This is a genomic window from Streptacidiphilus sp. ASG 303 (genome assembly GCF_020991365.1).
Classification (GTDB): domain Bacteria; phylum Actinomycetota; class Actinomycetes; order Streptomycetales; family Streptomycetaceae; genus Peterkaempfera.
Window position 1 is genome coordinate 25,793 of record NZ_JAJLRA010000030.1, and the last position, 22,446, is coordinate 48,238.

18 protein-coding genes, 1 pseudogene and 1 riboswitch are annotated in these 22,446 nt (G+C 76.3%); of the genes and pseudogenes, 12 read left to right on the top strand and 7 right to left on the bottom strand.

Features of this window, described 5'->3' with window-relative positions:
• Positions 1-43: 43 nt before the first annotated feature.
• Together LO771_RS25840 and LO771_RS25845 are read right to left on the bottom strand one after the other, a co-directional pair.
• On the bottom strand, positions 44-1,537 hold the full coding sequence (locus LO771_RS25840) for a trehalose-6-phosphate synthase (RefSeq protein ID WP_230746983.1): 1,494 nt from the start codon (positions 1,535-1,537) through the stop codon (positions 44-46).
• A gap of 41 nt (positions 1,538-1,578) precedes the next feature.
• On the bottom strand, positions 1,579-2,592 hold the full coding sequence (locus LO771_RS25845) for a glucosyl-3-phosphoglycerate synthase (protein WP_230746984.1): 1,014 nt from the start codon (positions 2,590-2,592) through the stop codon (positions 1,579-1,581).
• Positions 2,593-2,759: 167 nt separating this feature from the next.
• A riboswitch (SAM riboswitch) is annotated at positions 2,760-2,897 on the top strand.
• A 16-nt stretch (positions 2,898-2,913) separates the two neighbouring features.
• Between LO771_RS25845 and thrC the strand changes: the two genes are divergently transcribed.
• The 7 genes and pseudogenes from thrC to LO771_RS25880 form a co-directional block, all read left to right on the top strand.
• Positions 2,914-4,218, top strand: coding sequence for a threonine synthase (gene thrC, locus LO771_RS25850; RefSeq protein ID WP_230746985.1), 1,305 nt, complete (start codon positions 2,914-2,916; stop codon positions 4,216-4,218).
• Complete coding sequence (locus tag LO771_RS25855) at positions 4,215-4,493, top strand: MoaD/ThiS family protein (RefSeq protein ID WP_230746987.1); 279 nt, start codon at positions 4,215-4,217, stop codon at positions 4,491-4,493. Before thrC ends, LO771_RS25855 begins: the two co-directional genes overlap by 4 nt.
• A 683-nt stretch (positions 4,494-5,176) precedes the next feature.
• Positions 5,177-5,380, top strand: coding sequence for a cold-shock protein (locus LO771_RS25860; RefSeq protein WP_009339379.1), 204 nt, complete (start codon positions 5,177-5,179; stop codon positions 5,378-5,380).
• Between the two features lie 488 nt (positions 5,381-5,868).
• Positions 5,869-7,491, top strand: a complete 1,623-nt coding sequence (gene groL, locus LO771_RS25865) for a chaperonin GroEL (RefSeq protein WP_230746990.1) — start codon at positions 5,869-5,871, stop codon at positions 7,489-7,491.
• A gap of 248 nt (positions 7,492-7,739) precedes the next feature.
• A complete protein-coding gene (locus LO771_RS25870) occupies positions 7,740-9,116 on the top strand; it encodes an NADP-dependent succinic semialdehyde dehydrogenase (protein WP_230746992.1) in 1,377 nt (458 codons plus the stop codon).
• A gap of 137 nt (positions 9,117-9,253) precedes the next feature.
• Positions 9,254-9,697 carry a hypothetical protein gene (locus LO771_RS25875; RefSeq protein WP_230746999.1) on the top strand — a complete coding sequence of 148 codons (444 nt, stop codon included), beginning with the start codon at positions 9,254-9,256 and terminating at the stop codon, positions 9,695-9,697.
• Positions 9,694-9,978 (top strand): annotated as a pseudogene (locus LO771_RS25880) (DUF4031 domain-containing protein); the annotation flags it as partial. The gene LO771_RS25875 and the pseudogene LO771_RS25880, both read left to right, overlap by 4 nt.
• A 100-nt stretch (positions 9,979-10,078) precedes the next feature.
• Here LO771_RS25880 and LO771_RS25885 read toward each other — a convergent pair.
• A complete protein-coding gene (locus LO771_RS25885) occupies positions 10,079-10,918 on the bottom strand; it encodes an alpha/beta fold hydrolase (RefSeq protein WP_230747000.1) in 840 nt (279 codons plus the stop codon).
• 88 nt (positions 10,919-11,006) lie between these two features.
• Between LO771_RS25885 and LO771_RS25890 the strand changes: the two genes are divergently transcribed.
• Complete coding sequence (locus LO771_RS25890) at positions 11,007-11,492, top strand: MarR family winged helix-turn-helix transcriptional regulator (RefSeq protein WP_230747001.1); 486 nt, start codon at positions 11,007-11,009, stop codon at positions 11,490-11,492.
• Between the two features lie 84 nt (positions 11,493-11,576).
• On the opposite strand, the gene LO771_RS25895 is transcribed toward LO771_RS25890, so the two are convergent.
• Positions 11,577-12,218 (bottom strand): hypothetical protein, encoded by a 642-nt coding sequence (locus LO771_RS25895; protein WP_230747002.1) that lies wholly within the window; start codon positions 12,216-12,218, stop codon positions 11,577-11,579.
• Between the two features lie 78 nt (positions 12,219-12,296).
• Between LO771_RS25895 and LO771_RS25900 the strand changes: the two genes are divergently transcribed.
• On the top strand, positions 12,297-12,989 hold the full coding sequence (locus LO771_RS25900) for a copper homeostasis protein CutC (RefSeq protein WP_230747003.1): 693 nt from the start codon (positions 12,297-12,299) through the stop codon (positions 12,987-12,989).
• Between the two features lie 102 nt (positions 12,990-13,091).
• On the opposite strand, the gene LO771_RS25905 is transcribed toward LO771_RS25900, so the two are convergent.
• A complete protein-coding gene (locus LO771_RS25905; RefSeq protein WP_374228250.1) occupies positions 13,092-15,359 on the bottom strand; it encodes an AAA family ATPase in 2,268 nt (755 codons plus the stop codon).
• Between the two features lie 430 nt (positions 15,360-15,789).
• On the opposite strand from LO771_RS25905, the gene LO771_RS25910 reads away from it, so the two are divergent.
• The 3 genes from LO771_RS25910 (at position 15,790) to LO771_RS25920 (ending at position 17,707) form a co-directional block, all read left to right on the top strand.
• Positions 15,790-15,996 (top strand): hypothetical protein, encoded by a 207-nt coding sequence (locus tag LO771_RS25910; protein ID WP_230747004.1) that lies wholly within the window; start codon positions 15,790-15,792, stop codon positions 15,994-15,996.
• Positions 15,997-16,119: 123 nt separating this feature from the next.
• Complete coding sequence (locus LO771_RS25915; RefSeq protein WP_374228248.1) at positions 16,120-16,872, top strand: VanZ family protein; 753 nt, start codon at positions 16,120-16,122, stop codon at positions 16,870-16,872.
• Between the two features lie 40 nt (positions 16,873-16,912).
• Positions 16,913-17,707, top strand: coding sequence for a DUF4232 domain-containing protein (locus tag LO771_RS25920; RefSeq protein WP_230747006.1), 795 nt, complete (start codon positions 16,913-16,915; stop codon positions 17,705-17,707).
• A 60-nt stretch (positions 17,708-17,767) separates the two neighbouring features.
• Here LO771_RS25920 and LO771_RS25925 read toward each other — a convergent pair whose 3' ends face one another.
• Positions 17,768-19,432, bottom strand: a complete 1,665-nt coding sequence (locus tag LO771_RS25925; RefSeq protein ID WP_374228249.1) for a DNA repair helicase XPB — start codon at positions 19,430-19,432, stop codon at positions 17,768-17,770.
• Between the two features lie 205 nt (positions 19,433-19,637).
• Positions 19,638-22,163, bottom strand: a complete 2,526-nt coding sequence (locus tag LO771_RS25930; protein ID WP_230747009.1) for a helicase-associated domain-containing protein — start codon at positions 22,161-22,163, stop codon at positions 19,638-19,640.
• Positions 22,164-22,446: the final 283 nt, after the last annotated feature.

Below are 22,446 nucleotides of genomic sequence, written 5' to 3' on the forward strand. Positions count from 1 at the left end.
GGCGTGCCCGGGGCACGCCGGCCGTCCGGCGCGGCTCAGCTGCTCAGCTGCTCAGCGCCGCCAGCTGATCCAGGAACCACTGCTGGGGCGGCAGCGCCGTCGCCGCGGCGGCGAGCCGCTTGCTGCGGTCGGTCCGCTCGGAGGCGGGCATGGACAGCGCCCGGTGCAGCGCCTCCGCCGTGGCGACCACGTCGTAGGGGTTGACGGTGACCGCGTCCTCGCCCAGCTCGGCGTGGGCGCCCGCCTCCCGGGAGAGCACCAGGGCGCAGCCCTGGTCGGAGACCACCGGGATCTCCTTGGCGACGAGGTTCATGCCGTCCCGGATCGGGTTGACCAGCGCCACGTCGGCCAGCCGGTAGGCGGCCAGCGACCGCGGGAAGTCGTCCTCGACGTGCAGGATCAGCGGCTGCCAGCCCTCGGTGCCGAACTCGTCGTTGACCTCCCGCGCGATCCGCTGCACGGCAGCCGTGTACTCGCGGTACTCCGGCAGGTCGTGCCGCGAGGGGTAGGCGAACGCGACGTGCACCACCCGGTCGTGCCACTCGGGGCGGGTGCGCAGCAGGTGCCGGTAGGCGAGCAGGCCGCGCACGATGTTCTTCGACAGCTCGGTGCGGTCCACCCGGACCACCACCCTGCGGTCGCCCACGGCCTCGCGCAGCGTCGCCAGCCGGGAGTCGACGTCGGGCCGGTGCGCCCGCTCCCGCAGGAAGTCCGCGTCGGCGCCCAGTCCGTGCACGCCGATGCGGGTGGTCCGGCCCCCGTGGACGATCCGCAGGTCGCCGCCGTCGGCGGGCCGCTCCACCCGGGCCCCCAGGACGTCCTCGCAGCAGTCGGCGAAGGCGTCCGCCCAGCGCCGGGTGAGGAAGGCCGCCCGGTCGGCGCCCAGGATGCCGGCGAGCACCTCGCGCGCCACGTCGTCGGGCAGCATCCGGTAGTAGTCCGGCGGCGCCCACGGCGTGTGCGAGAAGTGCCCGATCCGCAGGTCCGGGCGGCGCTCGCGGAGCAGGCCGGGCACCAGCGTGAGGTGGTAGTCCTGCACCAGGACCGCCGCCCCCTCGGCGGCCTCCTCGGCGAGGGCGTCGGCGAAGGCGGCGTTGTACGTCTCGTACGACGCCCACTCCTTGCGGAACCGCTCGTCGAAGTCGGGCGCGACGGGGGTGTTGTACAGCAGGTGGTGGACGAACCAGAGCGTGGAGTTGGCGATGCCGTTGTAGGCGCGGGCGAAGGTGCCGGGGTCGATGTCCAGCATGCGGACGGACTGGCCGCCGGTGTCGTGCCCGGCCCGGTCCAGGCGGCCCGACGGGGCCTGGCGGGCCGCGGTGCGGTCGCCCTCGGTGAGGGCCGCGCAGACCCAGACGGCGTCCGTGTCCCCGATCGCGGACAGCCCGGAGACGAGCCCCCCGCCGCCCCGCTTCAGCGACAGCCCCCCGTCGTCCCCGACGGTGAAGGACACCGGCCCTCTGTTCGAGGCCACCAGGACGGGCGCGCCGCCGCGGGCGGGGGCGGGGAGATCGGGACGTGCTGCGGTCTCGGCCATGCCCCGTACCTTGCCGTGCGGGGTGACCTGCAAACCCGTCGCTACGCCGCGCGCCGGGCCCGGTACTCCGGGACACCGGCCATCGGCGGCCGCTCCAGCACCGGGACGGGGTGCGTGTGGGGGACGAAGCCGCCGCCCCCGCCCCCCTCCGGCGCCCCGTCGGCCGCGCGGGAGAACTGGGTGAGCAGCGGCCGCACCAGCCCCTCCTCGTCCCCCTTGAGCCGGCCCGTGCGCACCAGCCGCTCCAGCGCGGTGCGGTAGATGGTGGCCGCCATCCGGCCCAGGGCCTGGCCGTCCTGGTGGCGGTGGTGGCGCACGCCGACGTCGACCTGGGCGAGCGCGTCCAGGCCCGCCTCGTCCAGCGCGTCCACCAGCAGGCCCAGCTCCACGCCGTACCCGGTGGGGAAGTGCAGCCGCTCCAGCAGCGACCGGCGGGCCGCGTACTCGCCGCCGAGCGGCTGGACGAAGCCGGCCAGCTGCGGCCAGTGCAGGTTGAGCAGCGGCCGCGCCACCAGCTCGGTCACCCGGCCGCCGCCGGCCGGCACCACCGCGCCGCCGGCCTCCAGCGGCCGGTCGTACATGGCCTTCACCAGCTGGATCCCGGGGTCGGTCAGCAGCGGGCCGACCGTGCCGGAGACGAGGTCGGCGGAGAACTCCCGCAGGTCGGCGTCGACGAAGCAGACGATCTCGCCGGAGGTCGCCAGCAGCGACCGCCACAGCACCTCGCCCTTGCCGGGCACCGCCGGGACCCGCGGCAGCACCGTGTCGCGGTGCACCACCCGGGCGCCGGCCGCCTCCGCGACCGCCGCGGTGCGGTCGGTGGAGCCGGAGTCCAGCACCACCAGCTCGTCCACCAGCGGCGCCCGCTCCACCAGCTCCCGGCGGATCACCGAGACGATCTCCCCGACCGTCGACTCCTCGTCCAGCGCGGGGAGGACCACGCTGACGGTGCCCGCGGGGCCGGCTGCCTCCTTGGCCGCCAGCAGCGTGCCCAGCGGCCGGTCGGCGGCGGACCAGGACCGGCGGCGAAGCCAGTCCTCCACCTCGTCGAGCACTCGTGTCCCTCTCGTCGCTCCGGTCCGGTGACGACCCGGCGGTCCGTCTCGCGTGGCGGACGCCCCCTGTCCACGGCGGGACCGTCCGTTACAGTCTTGAACAAGCGGTACGACCCTCGCACGCCGGGGTCGGCCGCGGACAAACGCGCCCGCCACGGGTGCCACACAGCTCATCCAGAGGGACTGAGGGAACGGCCCGGTGAAGTCCCGGCAACCCTCCACCGGCTTCGCACCATGCGCGGGGCCCCGGTGGACAGGGTGCCAATTCCGTCCCGCGGCGAGACGCGCCGCGGGGAAGATGAGGAGAGAGGCCTCGCCACCATGGCTGTGCAGACCGCCGCATCCGCGGCACCCGCCCCCACCGCCGGTCCCGGCCCCGCCGTCGACCTCGGCCCCGCCGTCGCGCTGTCCTGCCGCGAGTGCGGCGCCCGCGCGCCGCTCGGCCCCAGCTTCGCCTGCACCGAGTGTTTTGGGCCGCTGGAGGTCGCCTACGACCTGCCCGGCGGCGACCCCGAGGAGCTGCGCCGGCGGATCGAGTCCGGCCCCACCAGCATCTGGCGCTACGCCCCGCTGCTGCCCGTCCCCGCCGACGCCGCCTCCCACCCGGGCCTGCACCCGGGCTGGACCCGGCTCGTCCGGGCCGACAACCTGGCCGCCGAGCTGGGGATCACCGGCGGCCTCCACGTCAAGGACGACTCCGGCAACCCCACCCACTCCTTCAAGGACCGGGTGGTCGCGATCGCCGTCGAGGCGGCCCGCACCTTCGGCTTCACCACCCTCTCCTGCTCCTCCACCGGCAACCTCGCCGGCGCGGTGGGCGCCGCCGCGGCCCGGGCGGGCCTGCGGTCCTGCGTCTTCATCCCGCACGACCTGGAGGCGGGCAAGGTCGTGATGGCCGCCGTCTACGGCGGCGAGCTGGTGGCCATCGAGGGCTCGTACGACGACGTCAACCGCTTCTGCTCGGAGCTGATCGGCGACCCGGCCGGCGAGGGCTGGGGCTTCGTCAACGTCAACCTGCGCCCGTACTACGCCGAGGGCTCCAAGACCCTGGCGTACGAGATCTGCGAGCAGCTCGGCTGGCGGATCCCGGACCAGCTCGTCGTCCCGGTGGCGTCCGGCTCCCAGCTCACCAAGATCGACAAGGGGCTGAGGGAGCTGATCGCCCTCGGCCTCGTCGAGGACCGGCCGTACCGGATCTTCGCCGCCCAGGCCACCGGCTGCTCGCCCGTCGCCGCCGCGTACAAGGCCGGGCACGACGTGGTCCGCCCCGTGCGGCCCGACACCATCGCCAAGTCGCTGGCGATCGGCAACCCCGCGGACGGCCCCTACGTGCTGGACATCGCCCGCCGCACCGGCGGAGCCGTCGAGGACGTCTCCGACGCCGAGGTGGTCGACGCCATCCGCCTGCTCGCCCGCACCGAGGGCGTCTTCGCCGAGACCGCCGGCGGCGTCACCGTCGGCGTGCTGCGCAAGCTGCTGGAGCAGGGCGTCCTCGACCCCGCCGCCGAGACCGTGGTGCTCAACACCGGCGACGGCCTCAAGACCCTCGACGCGGTCGCCGGCAGCGGCCCGACCGCGACCATCCGACCCACCCTTGCTTCCTTCCGAGAGGCCGGCCTCGCATGAGCGTCAACGTCCGCATCCCGACCATCCTGCGCACCTACACCGGCGGCGCCGCCGAGGTCACGGCCGAGGGCGCGACCCTCGCCGAGGTCGTCGAGGACCTGGAGGCCAACCACACCGGCATCCGGGCCCGCCTGCTGGACGACGCCGGGAAGCTGCGCCGCTTCGTGAACGTCTACGTCAACGACGACGACGTGCGGTTCGCCGACGGGCTGGGCACCGCCACGCCGGACGGCGCCGGGGTCTCCATCATCCCGGCCGTCGCCGGCGGCTGCTGAGCCGGCTCGGCTCGGCGCGGGGCCGGGGGCCGGGCGGACCACCACGGGTGGTCCGCCCGGCCCCCGGCCTTCTCCGTGTCCGTGCCCGCGCCCCCCGGACCGGACGGCCGCGGTTTCCGCACCGGGCGGCGCCGCATCGGTCGGCCGCGCACCGGACGGCTCCGTATTCGACGTCGTCGCAAGCGGAAAAAGGGCTGTGAGGATGATGTGCGGCGCGCAGGTTTGAATGCCGGAAGCGCGGTACAGTTGCTCCGGTCGACGGCGGTCCGTTCCACGGCACAGGAGAACGGCCCCACCCCTTTCTGTACCGCCGTCCCGCGTTCCAAACCTTCACCGCCGCACCGCGCAACGCCCCCCGCATGTCCGTCTCCTGAGACGGTGAGGCGCCGCGTGGTGCCCGTGCGTCATGGACGCGTCTGTTTTTGCGGTGCGAAATGTCGCGAAGGTCCGCCATGTCCGGCCCGTATTGCCATGCGCTGCGGTATTTGGTCGGGAATATCCGACACCGCCCCTTCCGATTTCTCGTCCATTTGACCTGTTGCACAGGGCGTCGATGCGGATACATTCAGCCGCGGTCGACACGTTCACCCGCTCAGGCTCTGCTTCGGGGGGCTGCGGTGGTCGGTCGTCCCGGGTCCGCGGAGTGCGGGTCCGTGAAAGGGCCAGTACTAGGGGAGTTTGGAATGGCTCAGGGCACCGTCAAGTGGTTCAACGCGGAGAAGGGGTACGGCTTCATCGCGGTCGACGGTGGTGCGGACGTGTTCGTCCACTACAGCGCGATCCAGATGGACGGCTACCGCACCCTCGAGGAGGGCCAGCGGGTCGAGTTCGAGATCTCTCAGGGCCAGAAGGGCCCGCAGGCGGACATGGTCCGCCTGGCCGGCTGACCAGCCGGACGGTCTCGCCGCCGACCACGGCCACCGACCGGAGAAGCGCCCGGACCGACGTGCCCGGCGAGTGCTCCACACGGTCCTCTGCGGGCCCGCACCCGATCGCCTCGGGTGCGGGCCCGCAGCCGTGCCCGGACGCGGCCCGGCCCGCGCCCGCCGCCTCCCGGCGCGTCCCGCCCCGCTCCCGCCGCGGCCGCCCCGCCGCCGCTCCGGCCGCGGCCGCCCCGCCGCCGCCCCGCCGCCGTCCGGGGCGTGTCCGCGGAGTGCCGCCAGTCGCTTGCACTCGGGGCGGGTGAGTGCTAATCATTGCGTTAGCACTCTGAGGTTGAGAGTGACAGCGGACCGGGTCGGTGAGGCCTCCGGGGCGGTGGGGAAAGGACCCACGCGGCCAGGGGACCGTCCGTCGCGGGCGCCTGCGCGGTCCGGAGCATGCCACCCCTTCCCCCGACCCAGGCCGGGGGGATCCCCATGGAGGACCATCCCACATGGCCAAGATCATCGCGTTCGACGAGGAAGCGCGCCGCGGCCTCGAGCGCGGCATGAACCAGCTCGCCGACGCCGTCAAGGTCACGCTGGGCCCCAAGGGCCGCAACGTCGTTCTTGAGAAGAAGTGGGGCGCCCCCACGATCACCAACGACGGTGTCTCCATCGCCAAGGAGATCGAGCTCGAGGACCCCTACGAGAAGATCGGCGCGGAGCTCGTCAAGGAGGTCGCCAAGAAGACCGACGACGTCGCGGGCGACGGCACCACCACCGCCACCGTGCTCGCCCAGGCGCTCGTCCGCGAGGGTCTGCGCAACGTCGCCGCCGGCGCCAACCCGATGGCCCTCAAGCGCGGCATCGAGAAGGCCGTCGAGGCCGTCTCCGCCCAGCTGCTCGAGCAGGCCAAGGACGTGGAGACCCGCGAGCAGATCGCCTCCACCGCGTCGATCTCCGCCGCCGACACCCAGATCGGCGAGCTCATCGCCGAGGCGATGGACAAGGTCGGCAAGGAAGGCGTCATCACCGTCGAGGAGAGCAACACCTTCGGCCTGGAGCTCGAGCTCACCGAGGGCATGCGCTTCGACAAGGGCTACATCTCCGCCTACTTCGCCACCGACCTGGAGCGGATGGAGGCGTCCTTCGACGACCCCTACATCCTGATCGCCAACTCCAAGATCGGCTCCGTCAAGGACCTCCTCCCCATCCTCGAGAAGGTCATGCAGAGCGGCAAGCCGCTGCTGATCATCGCCGAGGACGTCGAGGGCGAGGCCCTGTCGACCCTGGTCGTCAACAAGATCCGCGGCACCTTCAAGTCCGTCGCCGTCAAGGCCCCGGGCTTCGGCGACCGCCGCAAGGCCATGCTCGGCGACATCGCCATCCTCACCGGCGGCCAGGTCATCTCCGAGGAGGTCGGCCTCAAGCTGGAGAACGCCGGTCTGGAGCTCCTCGGCCGCGCCCGCAAGGTCGTCATCACCAAGGACGAGACCACCATCGTCGACGGTGCCGGCGACGCGGACCAGATCCAGGGCCGCGTGAACCAGATCCGCGCCGAGATCGAGAACTCCGACTCGGACTACGACCGCGAGAAGCTCCAGGAGCGCCTCGCCAAGCTGGCGGGCGGCGTCGCCGTCATCAAGGCCGGCGCGGCCACCGAGGTGGAGCTCAAGGAGCGCAAGCACCGCATCGAGGACGCGGTGCGCAACGCCAAGGCCGCCGTCGAGGAGGGCATCGTCGCCGGCGGTGGCGTGGCCCTGCTCCAGGCCTCCGTCGCGTTCGAGAAGCTCGAGCTGGAGGGCGACGAGGCCACCGGCGCCAACATCGTCAAGGTCGCGCTCGAGGCCCCGATCAAGCAGATCTCGGTCAACGCCGGCCTCGAGGGCGGCGTCGTGGTGGAGAAGGTGCGCAACCTCCCCGCCGGCCACGGCCTGAACGCCGCCACGGGCGAGTACGTCGACCTGGTCGCCGAGGGCATCATCGACCCGGCCAAGGTCACCCGCTCCGCCCTGCAGAACGCGGCCTCCATCGCCGCGCTCTTCCTCACCACCGAGGCCGTCATCGCCGACAAGCCGGAGAAGGCCGCCGCGCCGGCCGGCGGCGGCATGCCGGGCGGTGACATGGACTTCTGATCCCCCGCGGACCAGAGGCTCCAGAGCCGTACCGGAGGGCGGCTCCCCGACACCGGGGAGCCGCCCTCCGGCGTTCTCCGGCCCGTGCCCGCACCGCCCGGACCGCCCCGGGGCCGCCGGCCGGGCGACGCCCGCGCTTCACCCCGCACACAGCGGGAAGGAGGCCCCGGGCGGCGCCCGCGCGCCGCCCGGGGCGCCCGCCGGGCGCCCCGCACCGCGCACGCACCTCCCGAGGAGGACGGACCGCCATGGCCATCGCATCGGTGAACCCCGCGACGGGGGAGACCCTCAGGACCTTCGAGCCGCTGGGCGGTCCGGGCGTCGAGGAGCGGATCGCCCGCGCCCACCACGCCTTCCTCGCCCACCGGCGCACCTCCTTCGCCGACCGCGCCGAGCGGATGCGCCGGGCCGCCGACCTGCTGGAGGCCGAGCAGGACGCGATCGCCCGCACCATGACCGCCGAGATGGGCAAGCCGCTCGCCCAGGCCCGCGCGGAGGCCGCCAAGTGCGCCACCGCCATGCGCTTCTACGCCGACCACACCGAGGGCTTCCTCGCGCCGGAGCCGCTGGCGGACCCGTCCGCCGTCAAGGCCTCGCGGGCGGAGACCCGCTGGCAGCCGCTCGGCGTCGTCCTCGCCGTGATGCCGTGGAACTTCCCGCTCTGGCAGGTGGTCCGGTTCGCCGCCCCCGCCCTCATGGCGGGCAACACCGGCCTGCTCAAGCACGCCTCCAACGTGCCGCAGACCGCCCTCTACCTGGAGGACCTCTTCCTGCGGGCCGGCTTCGCCGAGGGCTGCTTCCAGACCCTGCTGATCGGGTCGAAGGAGGTCGAGGCGGTGCTGCGCGACCCCCGGGTCGCCGCCGCCACCCTCACCGGCAGCGAGCCCGCCGGGCGGGCGGTCGCCGCCGTCGCGGGCGACGAGATCAAGAAGACCGTGCTGGAGCTCGGCGGCAGCGACCCCTTCGTGGTGATGCCCTCCGCCGACCTCGACGCCGCCGTCGCCGCCGCGGTCACCGGCCGTACCCAGAACAACGGCCAGTCCTGCATCGCCGCCAAGCGCTTCATCGTCCACCGGGACGTCTACGACGCCTTCGCCGAGCGCTTCACCGCGCGGATGCGGGAGCTGCGGGTCGGCGACCCCATGGACGAGAAGACCGAGGTGGGGCCGCTCGCCACCGAGCAGGGCCGCGCCGACGTGGAGGAGCTGGTCGCCGACGCCGTCGAGGCGGGCGCCACCGTGCTCTGCGGCGGGGAGCGGCCCGACGGACCGGGCTGGTTCTACCCGCCGACCGTCCTCGCCGACATCACGCCCGAGATGCGCATCGCCCAGGAGGAGGTCTTCGGCCCGGTCGCCTCGCTCTACCGGGTCGGCTCCGCCGAGGAGGCGGTGGCGGTGGCCAACTCCACCTCCTTCGGCCTGGGGTCCGCGGCCTGGACGCAGGACCCGGCCGAGCAGGAGCTGTTCACCGCCGAGCTGGAGGCGGGCGCCGTCTTCGTCAACGGCATGGTGGCCTCGTACCCGCAGCTGCCGTTCGGCGGGATCCGGCGGTCGGGCTACGGCCGGGAGCTGGCAGCGCTCGGCATCCGGGAGTTCTGCAACGCCAAGACGGTCTGGGCGGGCTGAGGGCGGGGGCCGGAGGGCCGGGCCGCCACCCCCGTGCGCGGCCCGGCCCTCCGGCTGTCCTCCGCCTGCCCCGCCGGCGGCGCGGCCCGGCTGTCGGCGCGGCCCGGCTGTCGGTGCGGCGGGGGACAATGGGACGCATGTCCGCCGAGCCCAGCCCCGAGAGCCCCGAGCCGTCCGAGAGCCCCGAGGCGTCCGAGAGCCCCGACCCGTCCGGGAGCCCCGTCGGCCCCGACCTGGAGGCGGCGCTGCACGCCGCGCGCGCCTGCATCCTCGCCGACCTCACCGCCCGCGACGTCTGCGACGCCGCCGTGGTCTCGCTGGTCGAGGACGCGGTGGCCCACCGCCGCTGGTGGGCCGAGCAGTGGCCGGACGGTGCCGCCTTCCTGCTCGGCCTCGTCGCCCAGGACGTCCAGGACGCCCTGCTGGAGGCGTACGGCCGGTGGCCGCTCTGCACGGTCCACGCCGCCGAGGGCGACCCGCATGCCCTGAGCATCGAGCCCGAGCTCGGCCCCGACCCGCACTGGGTGTGCGGCAAGGAGGGCGCCGTGGTCGCCCCCGTCGGCGGGCTGGGCGACGCGTGATCCTGGTCGACCCTCCGACCTGGCCCGGCCACGGGCGCCTCTGGTCGCACCTGGTCAGCGACGTCTCGTACGCCGAGCTGCACGCCTTCGCCGCGCGGCTCGGCGTCCCCCGGCGCGGTTTCGAGCGCGATCACTATGACATCCCCGAACGCCTCTACGCCGACGCGGTGCGGCTGGGCGCGCTGCCGGTCGGCAGCAGGGAGCTGGTGGCCCGCCTCACCGCCGCCGGGCTGCGCCGCCGCAAGGGCGGCGGAGCGGCGGAAGGGACCGCCCCGGCGCCCGTGCCGGCCCCCACCCCTGCACCCGTCCCCGCCCCGGCGCCCGTCCCCACCCCTGCGCCCGTGCCCGTCCCCTCGTCGGGCCGGGCGGGGTGACGGAGGGTCAGCCGGTCTCCGGCAGGCCGGCCACGAACTCCGCGACGGTCCGGGCGAAGGCGTCCGGCCGCTCCATGTGGACGTAGTGCCCGGCGTCCTCGAAGGTCACGGCGCGGCCGTCAGCCACCGCATGGACGAGGTCGTCGGCCTGGCGGATGTAGTCGGGGACGTCGAGGCCGCCGTGGACGGCCAGGACGGGCACGGCGATCCCCTTGACGCGCGTCGCGGTGCCGTCGACGGCGACCGTGTGGTTCGGCTCGTCGGGGGTGTGCTTGGAGAGGGTCCGCACGGCCGACTCCCGGATCCGCCGCAGCACGTCGGGGTCGACCTCGCCGACCGCCCGGTGCGGGCCGGCCGCCCAGCGGACGAACCCGTCGATCCAGCCCGCCACGTCGCCCTCCGCCAGCGCGCGGAACTGCTCGTTCCGGAGGTCCTCGCCCCAGGGGTCGCGCTGCTCGGGCTCGGCCCCGGTGCCGGCGCCGCTGACGACGAGCGCCCGCACCAGCTCCGGGTGCTCCAGGGCGGTCTCCACCGCGATCATCGCCCCCATCGACACCCCGACGAGGACGGCGGGCCTGGTGCCGAGGTGCCGCAGCAGTGCGGCGAGGTCGTCGGTCTGGCGGAACGGTCCGCTCGCGTTGGCGGACGCGCCGTGCCCGCGGGCGTCCGGCACCACCACCCGGTGGTCCCGGGCGAGGAGGGGCACCACGTCGTCCCAGGTGGTGCCGTCCACGAAGCCGCTGTGCAGCAGGACCACCACCGGCCCGCCGGTGCCGGTGCCGGTGTCGCGGTAGGCGAGGGGGCCGTCCCCGGAGTCGAACGAGAACACGTCGGAAGCGTCAGTCATGACAACCAAGGTGTCATGAATGCCGGATGATGACAACCCAGGTGTCATCTTTCCCGGACATTGGCAACCCGGGTGTCATGATGGGCGGGTGACCGACACCGACCCGCCCCTCGCCCCCGACGACTTGGCGCCCCGGCTCATGGACGTGTTCGCGCTGGTGGGACCGCTGTACCGCAGGGTGCAGCGCAGGATCGAGCAGGACGCGACGGCCCCCGGGGTCTCCGTGGGCGTCCGCGCCGTCCTGGACCTGCTCCGCGAGCACGGGCCCCTGACCGTCCCGCAGATGGGCCGTGCCCAGTCCATCAGCCGCCAGTTCGTGCAGCGCATGGTGAACGACGCCGCGGCGCACGGCCTCGTCGAGGCCGTGCCGAACCCCGCCCACCGGCGGTCCCCGCTCATCCGGCTCACCGACGCCGGACGGGCGGCCATCACCGCCGTGGTCGACCACGAGCACGCCCTGCTGCGCCGGGCGGCCGGCCTCACCGACGCCGAGGTCGCGGCCTGCATGAAGGTCCTCTCCCGCCTGCTCGACCTCTTCGACGACGTCGACGTCGACGCCCACCCGGACTGCTGAGGCCCGCGGCCCCCGCCCTCCGTCCGCCCCCGCCGGCCCGGCTCCCCGCCGGCCCGGCTCCCCGCCCGCCCGGTCCCCGCCGGCTCAGTCCCCCAGCAGCTCCAGCTCGGTCGCCAGGTTGTGCCGGGCCCGCTCCTCCCAGCGGTCGCGGGCGGCCGCCGTCCGGTACAGCGCCGGGAGCCCCAGCAGCTGCCGCAGCACCGCCGCCCGGCCCGCGCGGAAGGCGTCCTCGGGCACGAAGCCGTACTCCTCGCGGACGGCGGCGGCGTAGGCCGCGTACGCCTCCGGGCCGCCGGCCAGCACCGCGAGGTCGGCGTCGCAGAGCACCTCGCCGTCGCGGTCGCCGGGGGCGGGGTCGTGGCCGGCGGTGAGCCGCACCAGCCGCGCGGTCTCCGAGACCCGGCGGCGGTCCAGTCCCGCCTCGGTCAGCGCCCGCTCCGCGAGGGCGGCGCTGCGCTCCTCGTTCTCCGAGCGGTCGGGCCGGTGCACCGCGTCGTGGAACCAGGCCGCGAGCCGCACCGTGTCGGCGTCGGCGGCGTGCTCCGCGAGGGCGTCCACCTGGTCCAGGACCGCCGCCAGGTGGGCGGTGGTGTGGTAGCGGCGCTGCGGTTCGGACCAGCGGCGCAGCAGCTCCTCCCCGTACGGGGCCGGGTCGGCGGCGGAGCCGCAGCGGGTGAGGAGGGCGTTCCAGCGGGCCAGCAGGGAGGCGTGGGGTCCGGTCGGCATGGACCCATTGTGGTGCGGCCGCGCCGGTGCCCGGCGCGGGGCTCGCGGTGGAGGGCGCCGGTGTGGGAGGGTGCCCACATGTCTAGACCAATATTCGAGGTGATCGCCACCTCGCCGGCGGACGCCGCCGCAGCCGTGGCCGGCGGCGCCGACCGCCTTGAGCTGGTCACCGATATGCACGCCGACGGGCTGACCCTGCCGGTGGAGGACTTCTGCCGGATCCGGGAGGCCGTCGCCGTGCCGCTGCGGGTCATGCTGCGCCTGCGGGACGGCTTCGCGCCGGGCGACCTGGACGGGTTGCGGGACCGCGCCGCACGGCTGCGGTCCGAGGGCGCCGAGGAGTTCGTCCTCGGCTTCCTCACCTCCGCCGGCGAGGTCGACCTCCCGGCCGTGCGGGCGGTGCTCGACGCCGTCCCCGGCTGCCGCTGGACCTTCCACCGCGCCCTGGACCACGCCGCCGACCGCGAGGCCGCCCGGGCGGCCGTCGCCGCGCTGCCCGGCCTGGACACCCTCCTCACCGCGGGCTCCCCGGACGGGGTGGACGCGGGCCTCGACGTGCTGGCCGCCGAGGCCCGCACCGCCGGGCCGCAGCAGCTCCTCGTCGGCGGCGGACTGCGGACCGGGCACGTCCCCGCCCTGCGCGCGGCCGGGCTGGACGCCTTCCACGTCGGCGGCGCCGTCCGCACCGCCGGCTGGGACTCCCCGGTCGACACCGGCCTGGTGCGGGCCTGGCGCGACCTCGTCGACGCACTCGTACCGGCCTCCGTCTGACCCGGCCCGCCCCGGGCCCCGTCCGAACCGGGCCCCGTCCAATCCGAACCGGACCGGGTCCGGCCGGGAGCGCCCCGGCCGGACCCGGTCCGGGCGGCCGCCTCAGCCCAACTGCTCCGGCAGCGGCCGGGAGTGCACCACCGTCAGCCCCGACACGGCCCGGGTGAGCAGCACGTACAGCCGCCGCAGGCCGGTGCGCCCGTCCGGCTCGCCCGCCACCACCGCCGCGGGCTCGTCCAGCACCACGTGGTCGTACTCCAGGCCCTTGGCCAGCGAGGCCGGGACGAGCGTGAGCCGCACCTCCGCACTGGTCTCCTCGCCCGGCTCCAGGAACGGAGTCCCCGCCGCGCGCAGCGCCTCCGCCAGCACCGGGACGCGGGCGTCGGCGGCGATCAGGCCGACCGAGCCCTCCCGCTCCAGCGCCTCCCGGCAGGCCGCCAGCACCGCCCCGTCCAAGGCCGGGTGGCCGTCCGGTCCGGTGCCGCCGTCCGGCCCGGGGCGGCCGTCCGCCCCGTCCAGCCCCGCCGCCCGGTCCAGGGCCGCCGCGTCCCCCGCCTGCGCCGCCCCGGCCGCCTCCTGCGCCGCCCCGGCTGCCTCCGGCGGCGGCACCCGCCGCACCTCCAGCGCCCCCGCCGCCTCGCGGACCGACGACGCCGGCGCCAGCCCCGGCGCGATCGACGGCAGCAGCCGCGACGCGTACGCGATCACCTCGCGCGGCACGCGGAAGCCCCGCGTCAGCTCCTCCACCCGGGCCTCCGGCTTGCCCAGGTGGCGCAGCGCCTCCGCCCACGACGCCGTGGCCCACGGGGTGGTGCCCTGCGCGATGTCGCCCAGCACCGTCGCCGAACCGGTGGTGCAGCGCCGCCCGACCGCCCGGTACTGCATGGGGGAGAGGTCCTGCGCCTCGTCGAGCACCACGTGCCCCAGCGACGGCGTGCGCTGCACCAGGTCGGCCGCCTCGTCGACGAGCACCGCGTCGGCCGCCGTCCACGGTGCCGTCCGCACCGACCGGCCCGGCCTCGCCCACAGCACCGCCCGCTGCTCCTCCGCCGTGAGCACGCCGTCCGCGCACGCCGCCAGGAAGTCCGCGTCGCTCAGCAGCCGGTGCACCAGCCGCACCGGGTCCACCGGCGGCCAGACGGCCTTCACGGTCGCCTTCACCGCCTGGGAGCGGGCGACCGCGTCCTGCACCCGGTCGTCGGGGGCCTCCCCGCCGTTCTCCATCTTCACCAGCACGGCGTGGGCGATCCGCTGCGGCAGCGCCTCGCGCGCCGCGCCGTAGCGGATGTCGCGGGAGAGCAGCTCCTCCACGATCTCCTGCAGCTCGTACGCGGGCACGCGCCACCGCCGCGAGCCGCGCACCACCACGCACGGCTCGTCGGGCGTCCGCACGCCGGAGCGCACGGCGCGCCGCAGCACCTCCGCCATGCGCGCGTCGCCCTTCACCCGCGCCGACTCCGCCGGCTCGGTGCCCCGCACCGGGACGTGCGCCACCAGCTCCTCCACCGTCGCCTGTGCCACGCCGACCTCGCCGAGCGCCGGCAGCACCTGCTCGATGTACTGCAGGAACGACCGGTTGGGGCCGATCACCAGCGCACCGGTGCGGGCCAGCCGGTCGCGGTGCGCGTACAGCAGGTACGCCACCCGGTGCAGGCCGACCGCGGTCTTCCCGGTGCCGGGTGCGCCCTGCACGCAGACCGAGCCGGAGACCCCGGCACGGACGATCTCGTCCTGCTCCGGCTGGATGGTGGCGACGATGTCCCGCATCGGGCCGACGCGGGGCCGTTCGATCTCGGCGGCCAGCAGCGCGCTCGCGGTCTCCGCCTCGGCGGGGTCGCTCAGGTGCTCGTCCTCGTAGGCGGTGAGCTCGCCGCCGGTGTAGCCGAAGCGGCGGCGCCGCCCGACGTCCATCGGCTCGGTGCGGCTGGCCCGGTAGAACGGCTGCGAGACGGGCGCGCGCCAGTCGATCACCATGGGGTCGCCGCTGCCGTCGTGGACGTGGCGGCGGCCGATGTAGAAGCGGTCCCCGCCCGCGCCCTCGGCCTCCTCGCCGCCGATCCGGTGCAGGTAGTCGAGGCGGCCGAAGAAGAGCGGGGTGTGGGCGAGGTCGGCGAGCGCGGCGACGCGGTTGCGGATCTGGGTGCGCAGCACCTCGGCGGAGACCCAGGTGCCGGCGACGTCGGTGAGGTCCAGCGACTCGACGTCCTCCCGCATGGCGCGCAGCGCGGCGCGGGAGGCGTGCAGGTGGGCGCGTTCGCGCTCCAGCGGGTCGTCCGGCCCGCCGGGGGAGCCGCCGGCGGAGTCGGCGGCGTCGGCGGCGGGCGGGCCCGGCGGCGCGGCGGCCGGTGCGGGCGCCGCCGGGGCTGCGATGACGGGTGCGGCGGAGGACGCGTCCGGGGACGCGCCGGACGTGGTGGAGGCGTGCGAGGGCACGGCGAGGCCTTCCCGGCCGCGGCGGACCCGGGGGGCCGGGAAAGGGGGCCGGCCCGGTGCCGCGGCGGTCTCGTAACGGAACACTGTGAAGGATGCCGACCGGTTGCCGACCGGAGGGCTTCCTCCCACGGCTGCCCGGCGAGCGGGCACCACGGTTCGGGAGGCGGGCAGGCGCGCCATCGTAGACCCTCCGCGTCCGCCCGGCGAACACCCGCGTCCAGGCGGGTGGCGCGCCCCCTCGGGGTCGTCCCGGGGTCGGGCGCCCCCCTGAGGAGGACACGCCGTACGCCCGCGGGCCGGCCCGCGCCCGCCGGGAGCCGCCCCGCGGCCGATACCGCGGGCGGGAGGCGCGACCTACCGTGGAGGCATGAGCTCCGCAGACCTCACCCCACGTCCTCCGACAGGCCCGCCGCCGCGGGTCCCCCCGCAGCAGGAGCCGCCGCACCCCCACGGCAGCAGCCCCGCCCCCGGGCACCACGGCCACCCGCTGATGACCGCGGTCCGCCGGGCGGGCATCCTCGTCGGCACCGCGGTCCGGGTGGCCGTCCTCGGGAGGGACGGCGTCGACCGCTGAAACCGTCCCGCCGCACCCCGGACTGACGGTGCATCACCCCAGCTCGGCCGCGTAGCCGCCACCGCAGGGGGTATACGCGTCCCGCAGGAACGCACTGTGCCGAACCAGGAGGGGGAGACGACCGTGTCGACGATCAGGGACACCGCCACCGCGGGGAGCAGCGGCGGCGCCGCCGGGGGCCGGTTCGCCCGGGCCGCCGGAGCGCTGCGGGGGAGGCTGCGCCCGTCCGCCGCGGCGGTCCCGCCGAAGGCCGCCCCGCCGGGGACCCCGGCCCCGGCCCCGCAGGCCCCGGCCCGCAGGTCCCTGTGGCGGAGGACCGCGCCGCAGAGGACCGTCCCCCCGGCGGCCGCCGCGGACCCGGCCGTGCGCCGGTCCGCCCCCCGCTCACCCGTCGCCTCCCTGCTGCGGGCCCTGATCATGCTGGTGGCCTTCGCCGCGATGGTGGCCTTCGCCGCCGTCCTGGCCCGGCTCACCCTCACCCCGTCGCCCGCCTCGGTGCCGATCTCGCACAGCAACCTCCACCCCGGCGAGTCGCTCCGGCTCTACCTGCACCAGCCCTCGGTGCGCGACGCCGTCAAGCAGATCGGCGGCAACATCGTCCTGGGCGTCCCCTTCGGCGTGCTGATGCCGGTGCTGGTGCCGAGGACCCGGGGCCTGCTGCGGATCCTGCTGGCCACCGCTGCGGTCATGCTGCTGGTCGAGCTCGTCCAGGGCGCCGTCGTCCAGGGCCGGTCGTTCGACATCGACGACGTCATCCTCAACACGGCCGGCTCCCTGATCGGGTACCTGCTGCTGGGACGCCGCATCTCCCGCGTCGTCCACCCGCCGCGCCGCCACTGGTGGCAGCGCCGCAAGGCGGAACCGGACGCCGTCTGAGCAGGCCCCGGTTGCGGACCGGTCCTGTGAGAAGGGCCATGTGAAGGACCTGCGCCCGGTCCGCAACCAGGCCCCCCGGGGCTGCGTGGTGAGGCACGTCGACCTCACCACCACCATCCCCCGGGGGGACCCTGTGCGACTCGTCCGCACCACCGCCTTCGCCGCCGCAGCCCTCGTCGCGGGCCTCGGCCTGACCGCCTGCAACGACACCGCCTCCGGCTCCGCCGCCTCCGCCGGGGGCTCCACCACGGCCGCCGCCCCGGCCGGCGGCACGGGCAGCGGCACGGGCGGCGGCGCCGCCGCGGCCACCCCGGCCGGCGCCCCCGGCCAGGGCAAGGGCACGGGGGCCGCGTCCACCGGCGGCACCGGCTCGGGGACCGCCGCCGGCACCCGCTGCCGCACGGCCGACCTCGCCGTCTCCGTGACCGGTCCCGCGAGCGACGCGAGCGAGCAGGAGCCCGCCACGGCCGCCGTCCAGGTGGTCAACACCTCCGGCCGCACCTGCACCCTCAAGGGCTTCCCCGGCGTCGAGGTCCGCGACGACCAGGGCAAGAGCTCCCCCCTGACCGCCCGCCGCCAGGACAGCCCCGCCACCGCCGTCCGGCTCGCCCCCGGGGCGAAGGCCGTGGCCCGGCTCGCCTACGGCAACGTCAACGGCGAGGGCAGCGCGTCCGCCCGCAAGGTCTGCGGCGTGCAGTCCGCCTACGCCTCCGTGATCCTCCCCGACGAGACCGCGGTGCTGAAGGTCCGGGTGCGCGGCGGCGTCGACAACGGCACGCTCGACGTCTGCGGCCCCGAGATCGCCGTCAGCCCCTTCGAGCCGCTCGCCGGCTGACCCGCACCGCCCCGGCCCCGGCCCCGGAGGACCCGGGGCCGGGGCTGCGCCGTCCGCCGGTCAGCGCACCGGGTCGTCCCCCGCGCCGCGCAGCACGTCGTCGGCGTCGGTGATCCGGTAGGCGTAGCCCTGCTCGGCCAGGAACCGCTGCCGGTGCGCGGCGAAGTCCTGGTCCACGGTGTCCCGCGCCACCACCGAGTAGAAGTGCGCCGCCCGGCCGTCCGCCTTCGGCCGCAGCACCCGCCCCAGCCGCTGCGCCTCCTCCTGCCGGGAGCCGAAGGTCCCCGACACCTGGATGGCGACCGCGGCCTCCGGCAGGTCGATGGAGAAGTTGGCGACCTTGGACACCACCAGCACCGAGATCTCGCCCTCGCGGAAGGCGTCGAAGAGCTTCTCCCGCTGGAGGTTGGTCGTCTCGCCCTTGATCACCGGGGCGCCCAGCGCCTCGCCCAGCTCGTCCAGCTGGTCGATGTACTGGCCGATGACCAGCGTCTGGTCGCCCCGGTGCTGCTCCACCAGCGCCTCCACCACCCGCCGCTTGGTCGCGGTGGTGGCGCAGAACCGGTAGCGCTCGTCCGGCTCGGCCGTCGCGTACGCCAGCCGCTCGGACTCGGTGAGGGTGACCCGGACCTCGCAGCAGTCGGCGGGCGCGATGTAGCCCTGCGCCTCGATCTCCTTCCACGGCGCGTCGAAGCGCTTCGGGCCGATCAGCGAGAACACGTCGCCCTCGCGGCCGTCCTCCCGCACCAGCGTCGCCGTCAGGCCGAGGCGGCGGCGGGCCTGCAGGTCGGCGGTGAAGCGGAAGATCGGCGCGGGCAGCAGGTGCACCTCGTCGTAGACGATCAGGCCCCAGTCGCGGGAGTCGAAGACCTCCAGGTGCGGGTAGACGCCCTTCCGCCGCGTGGTCATCACCTGGTAGGTCGCGATGGTGACCGGGCGGATCTCCTTGCGGGCGCCGCTGTACTCGCCGATCTCGTCCTCGGTGAGGGTCGTCCGCCTCACCAGCTCGTGCTTCCACTGCCGGGCGGAGACCGTGTTGGTGACCAGGATCAGCGTCGTCGCCTTCGCCTCGGCCATCGCCGCCGCCCCGACCAGGGTCTTGCCGGCGCCGCAGGGCAGCACCACGACGCCCGATCCGCCGTGCCAGAAGCCCTCCACCGCCTGCCGCTGGTAGGGGCGCAGGTGCCAGCCGTCCTGCTCCAGCGCGATCGGGTGCGCCTCGCCGTCCACGTACCCGGCCAGGTCCTCGGCGGGCCAGCCGAGCTTGAGCAGCACCTGCTTGATCTGGCCGCGCTCGGACGGGTGGACCGCCACCGTGTCCGGGTCGACCCGGACGCCCACCAGCGGCGCGACCTTCTTCGACCGCAGCACCTCCTCCAGCACCGGCCGGTCGGTGGTGGAGAGCACCAGCCCGTGGGAGGGGTGCTTCTGCAGCTGGAGGCGCCCGTACCGCGCCATGGTCTCGGCCACGTCCACCAGCAGGGCGTGCGGCACCGGGTACCGGGAGTACGTCACCAGGGCGTCCACGACCTGCTCGGCGTCGTGCCCGGCGGCGCGCGCGTTCCACAGGCCGAGGGGCGTCACCCGGTAGGTGTGGACGTGCTCCGGCGCCCGCTCCAGCTCGGCGAAGGGCGCGATGGCCCGTCGGCAGTCGTCGGCCTTCGGGTGCTCGACCTCCAGGAGCAGGGTCTTGTCGCTCTGGACGATCAGCGGTCCGTCGTTCACGCGGGGTCCTTTCCGGGGGAGCGGCGGGGCGGACCCTCCAGTGTCGCGCATCCGGGTGCCCTGCCGGGACCGGCCGCCGGACCGGCCGCCGGACCGGGCGGTCCCGGCAGGGCGCCCGGGGGAGGCCACGCCGGCCGAGGGGCCGTCCCCGGCCGCGGCCGGCCCGCCGGAGCCCGTCCGGCCGCGGGGGCGGCCCCGGACCGGCTCAGGCGCCGCCCCCGCCGGCCTCGTCCAGGCCGGCCTCGTCCAGGTCGGCGACGCCGGTGATGCGGTGCAGGGAGAAGGTCCGCAGCTCGTCGCGGGCGTGGTCGTAGGCGGTCACCCGGCCGCCCTCGACCTTCACCGGGGCGACGACGTACTGCCCGGCCGAGCCCTCGGCGTTGACGTACCCGATCCAGACCCGCTCGCCCAGCAGCACGGCGGTCTGCAGCGCGGCCAGGGTCTCGGCGGCCGCGGTCCGGGGGAGCCGGATGCCGTCCGCGGCGGCGGCCGGTCCGGCGACCACGGCGCGGCGGGCCGCGGTGGAGGCCCGGTCGCCCGCGCGGACGGCCCGCACCGCCGCGTCCAGCAGCACGTCGTCCGGGGCCGGGGGCCCGTCCGGGACGGGCGCGGGGGCGCTGCGCGGCGGGGTGCGGCGGGCGTCGGGGCGGACGACGACGATGTCGCCGTCGGGCGACTCCGCCGCCGGGGCGTACCCCATCGCCCGCAGCCGCTCCAGCACGGCCTCCGGGCCGGCCTGGGCGGCGAGCACCGTGGGGGCCAGGCGGCGCAGCCGCAGCCGCTCGGAGCGGCGGTCGGCCAGGATCTCGGCGAGCAGGGAGTCGTCGTCGCACCGCAGGTAGGCGGAGGCGGCGCCGACCCGGAGCCGGCCGTGGCGGCGCGCCACGTCGTCGACGAGGTAGGAGAGCGGCTGCGGCACGGGGGTGCGGGAGTGCCGGGCGAGGAAGTCGTGCAGGTCGGCGGCGGTGCGCCCGGCGTCCAGGGCGCGGCGCACGGAGTCCGGGGTGAACCGGTAGACGGTGGCGCCGCCCTTGGACTCGACGTCGGCGGCGAGCGCCAGCTCCTGGGAGAGCGGGGTGAGCAGCGGGCCCGGGGCTATCGCGGTGAGGTCGGGCTGCAGGATGACGTGGTCCAGCGGCCGGGGCAGCAGCGGCTCCAGCAGCGGCACCGGGTCGGCCCCGGCGAGCAGGGCGCGGCCGGGGGAGGCGAGGGCGCCGCGGCCGGTGACGCCCAGGAGTTCGGCCTCGGCGAGGGTCCGGGCGGTGAGGTCGTCGCGCAGGTCGCGGCCCTCGCCGGTGGCGGGGCCGCCGCGCAGCGGGCGGTGCCAGCGCAGGGCGGGCAGCAGGGCGTCCGCCCCGGCCGCCGTCCCCGGGGCGAGGGCGGCGAGCTGCTCCAGCACGGCCCGGCGGGTGCCGGGGGCGAGGGTGCGGTCGAGGTCGGGGCCGAGCGCGACGAGGGCCCTGCCCTTGGCGTCGCGCGTGCCGACCAGGCCGGGCACGCGGGTGGCGGCCAGCCAGGTCCGGGCGAGCAGGGCCCAGCGCCGGGCCACGGGCTGCTGCAGCCAGGTGTCGTACGCGGGCGTGGGCGCCCACACCTCGTCGGCCTCCCCGTCGGACGCCAGCAGGCCCGCGCCGAAGCAGAGTTCGATCCAGAAGGCCGCCGTGGCCTCCGGGACGTCGAGGGCGGCCGCGGCCCGCCGCAGGTCCCGGACGCCGAGGCCGCCCGCCCGCAGCACGGGCGGCGGGGTGAGCGACCACAGGTCGAGCAGTTCCTCGGCGGTGCGGACGGCGGTGAACGCCTGTCCCGCCGCGGCCGCGTCGACGCCCTGCGGCTCGTGGACGCGGGTCGGCCCGACCCCGGGCGGCGCGGCCTCCACGGTGCGGTGGCTGCGGCCCGCCCGCAGGTGCAGGGCCGCCTCGCGGGGGAGGACGACCGTGCGGGGGCCCGCGGGCAGCAGCAGGCCGCGGGCGAGCAGCCACTCGACGGGACTGCGGGCCTCCTCGGCGCGGACGGGCCGCCCGGCGTCGGGGACGGTGCCCGTCGGCGGGCCCCAGGCCAGGCGGTCCAGCACCGCGCGTGCGGCCTCGGGCGCGCCGCCGACCAGGGCGTCGGCCCGCTCCCGGTCGGTCAGCAGGTCGGTGAGGGCGGCGACGGCGGAGACCGGGTCGTGGGTGGCGGGCAGCCCGGCGTCGGCCAGGAGCTCCTGGAGGCGGCCGGGGGACATGCCCGCCGTGGCCTCGGCGAGGGTGGGGCCCAGGCCGGTCGGCCCGGGCCGCGCGGCGGTCGGCGCGAGGAGCTCCCGGACGGTGCGGACCAGGTGCAGGGACGTGTCGGGGCCCCACAGCAGGGCCCGGTCCCGCAGCAGGGCGAGGGCGCCGGGCAGGGCGGCGTCCACCGCGGCGGTGTCCACCGGGTCGGCGCCCGGGGGCGGCGGCACACCGGGTGTGCCGGTGAGCAGGGCGCGCAGGGTACGGCGGTCGCAGCCGTCGGGGGCGGCGGCCAGGGCCTCGGCGGTCTGGAGGGTGAAGCGGTCGAGGCGTTCGAGGGCGCGGAGGGAGGAGGCGCGGGTGGAGATGCGGCCGGCGAGCTGCGCCAGGTCGCTCGGCACCGGGTTGAGCAGGTCGGGGCGGGCGCGCAGCAGGGCGGCCAGGGCGTCGTCCCCGCGGGCGCGGAGTTCCTCGGCGAGGGTGCGGGGCGCGGCGGCGGTCCGCCCTGCGGTCTGCTCGGTCATCCGACCCAGGTTAGTCGGGCCCGGTGCACGGCAGGAGCCCGGCGGCGGCCCCGGGCCGGTCGGCCGCCGGGCGCCGGTCCGCCCCTGACCGGGCGGCCCCGACGGGTCGGCCCCCGCGCCGTCGGCCGCGGCTTCGTCCGGTGGGCCGGGGACGGCGCGGGGCGGGGACGGGGCGGGCCGGGTATGGGGCGGGGCGGGGTGCGGACGGCACGGTGGCCGCCGGCGGGTGGGCGGCGGCCGGTGCGCGCCGGAGGCCGCCCGGTCCGGTGCGGCGGCCGGTTCC

Excerpts from the sequence above, each read along its gene's own strand:
- LO771_RS25885 (WP_230747000.1), bottom strand. The coding sequence starts at position 10,918 with ATGACTGACGCTTCCGACGTGTTCTCGTTCGACTCCGGGGACGGCCCC.
- LO771_RS25855 (WP_230746987.1), top strand. The coding sequence starts at position 4,215 with ATGAGCGTCAACGTCCGCATCCCGACCATCCTGCGCACCTACACCGGC.
- LO771_RS25875 (WP_230746999.1), top strand. The coding sequence starts at position 9,254 with ATGTCCGCCGAGCCCAGCCCCGAGAGCCCCGAGCCGTCCGAGAGCCCC.
- thrC (WP_230746985.1), top strand. The coding sequence starts at position 2,914 with ATGGCTGTGCAGACCGCCGCATCCGCGGCACCCGCCCCCACCGCCGGT.
- LO771_RS25930 (WP_230747009.1), bottom strand. The coding sequence starts at position 22,163 with ATGACCGAGCAGACCGCAGGGCGGACCGCCGCCGCGCCCCGCACCCTC.
- groL (WP_230746990.1), top strand. The coding sequence starts at position 5,869 with ATGGCCAAGATCATCGCGTTCGACGAGGAAGCGCGCCGCGGCCTCGAG.
- LO771_RS25860 (WP_009339379.1), top strand. The coding sequence starts at position 5,177 with ATGGCTCAGGGCACCGTCAAGTGGTTCAACGCGGAGAAGGGGTACGGC.
- LO771_RS25870 (WP_230746992.1), top strand. The coding sequence starts at position 7,740 with ATGGCCATCGCATCGGTGAACCCCGCGACGGGGGAGACCCTCAGGACC.
- LO771_RS25840 (WP_230746983.1), bottom strand. The coding sequence starts at position 1,537 with ATGGCCGAGACCGCAGCACGTCCCGATCTCCCCGCCCCCGCCCGCGGC.
- LO771_RS25900 (WP_230747003.1), top strand. The coding sequence starts at position 12,297 with ATGTCTAGACCAATATTCGAGGTGATCGCCACCTCGCCGGCGGACGCC.
- LO771_RS25895 (WP_230747002.1), bottom strand. The coding sequence starts at position 12,218 with ATGCCGACCGGACCCCACGCCTCCCTGCTGGCCCGCTGGAACGCCCTC.
- LO771_RS25910 (WP_230747004.1), top strand. The coding sequence starts at position 15,790 with ATGAGCTCCGCAGACCTCACCCCACGTCCTCCGACAGGCCCGCCGCCG.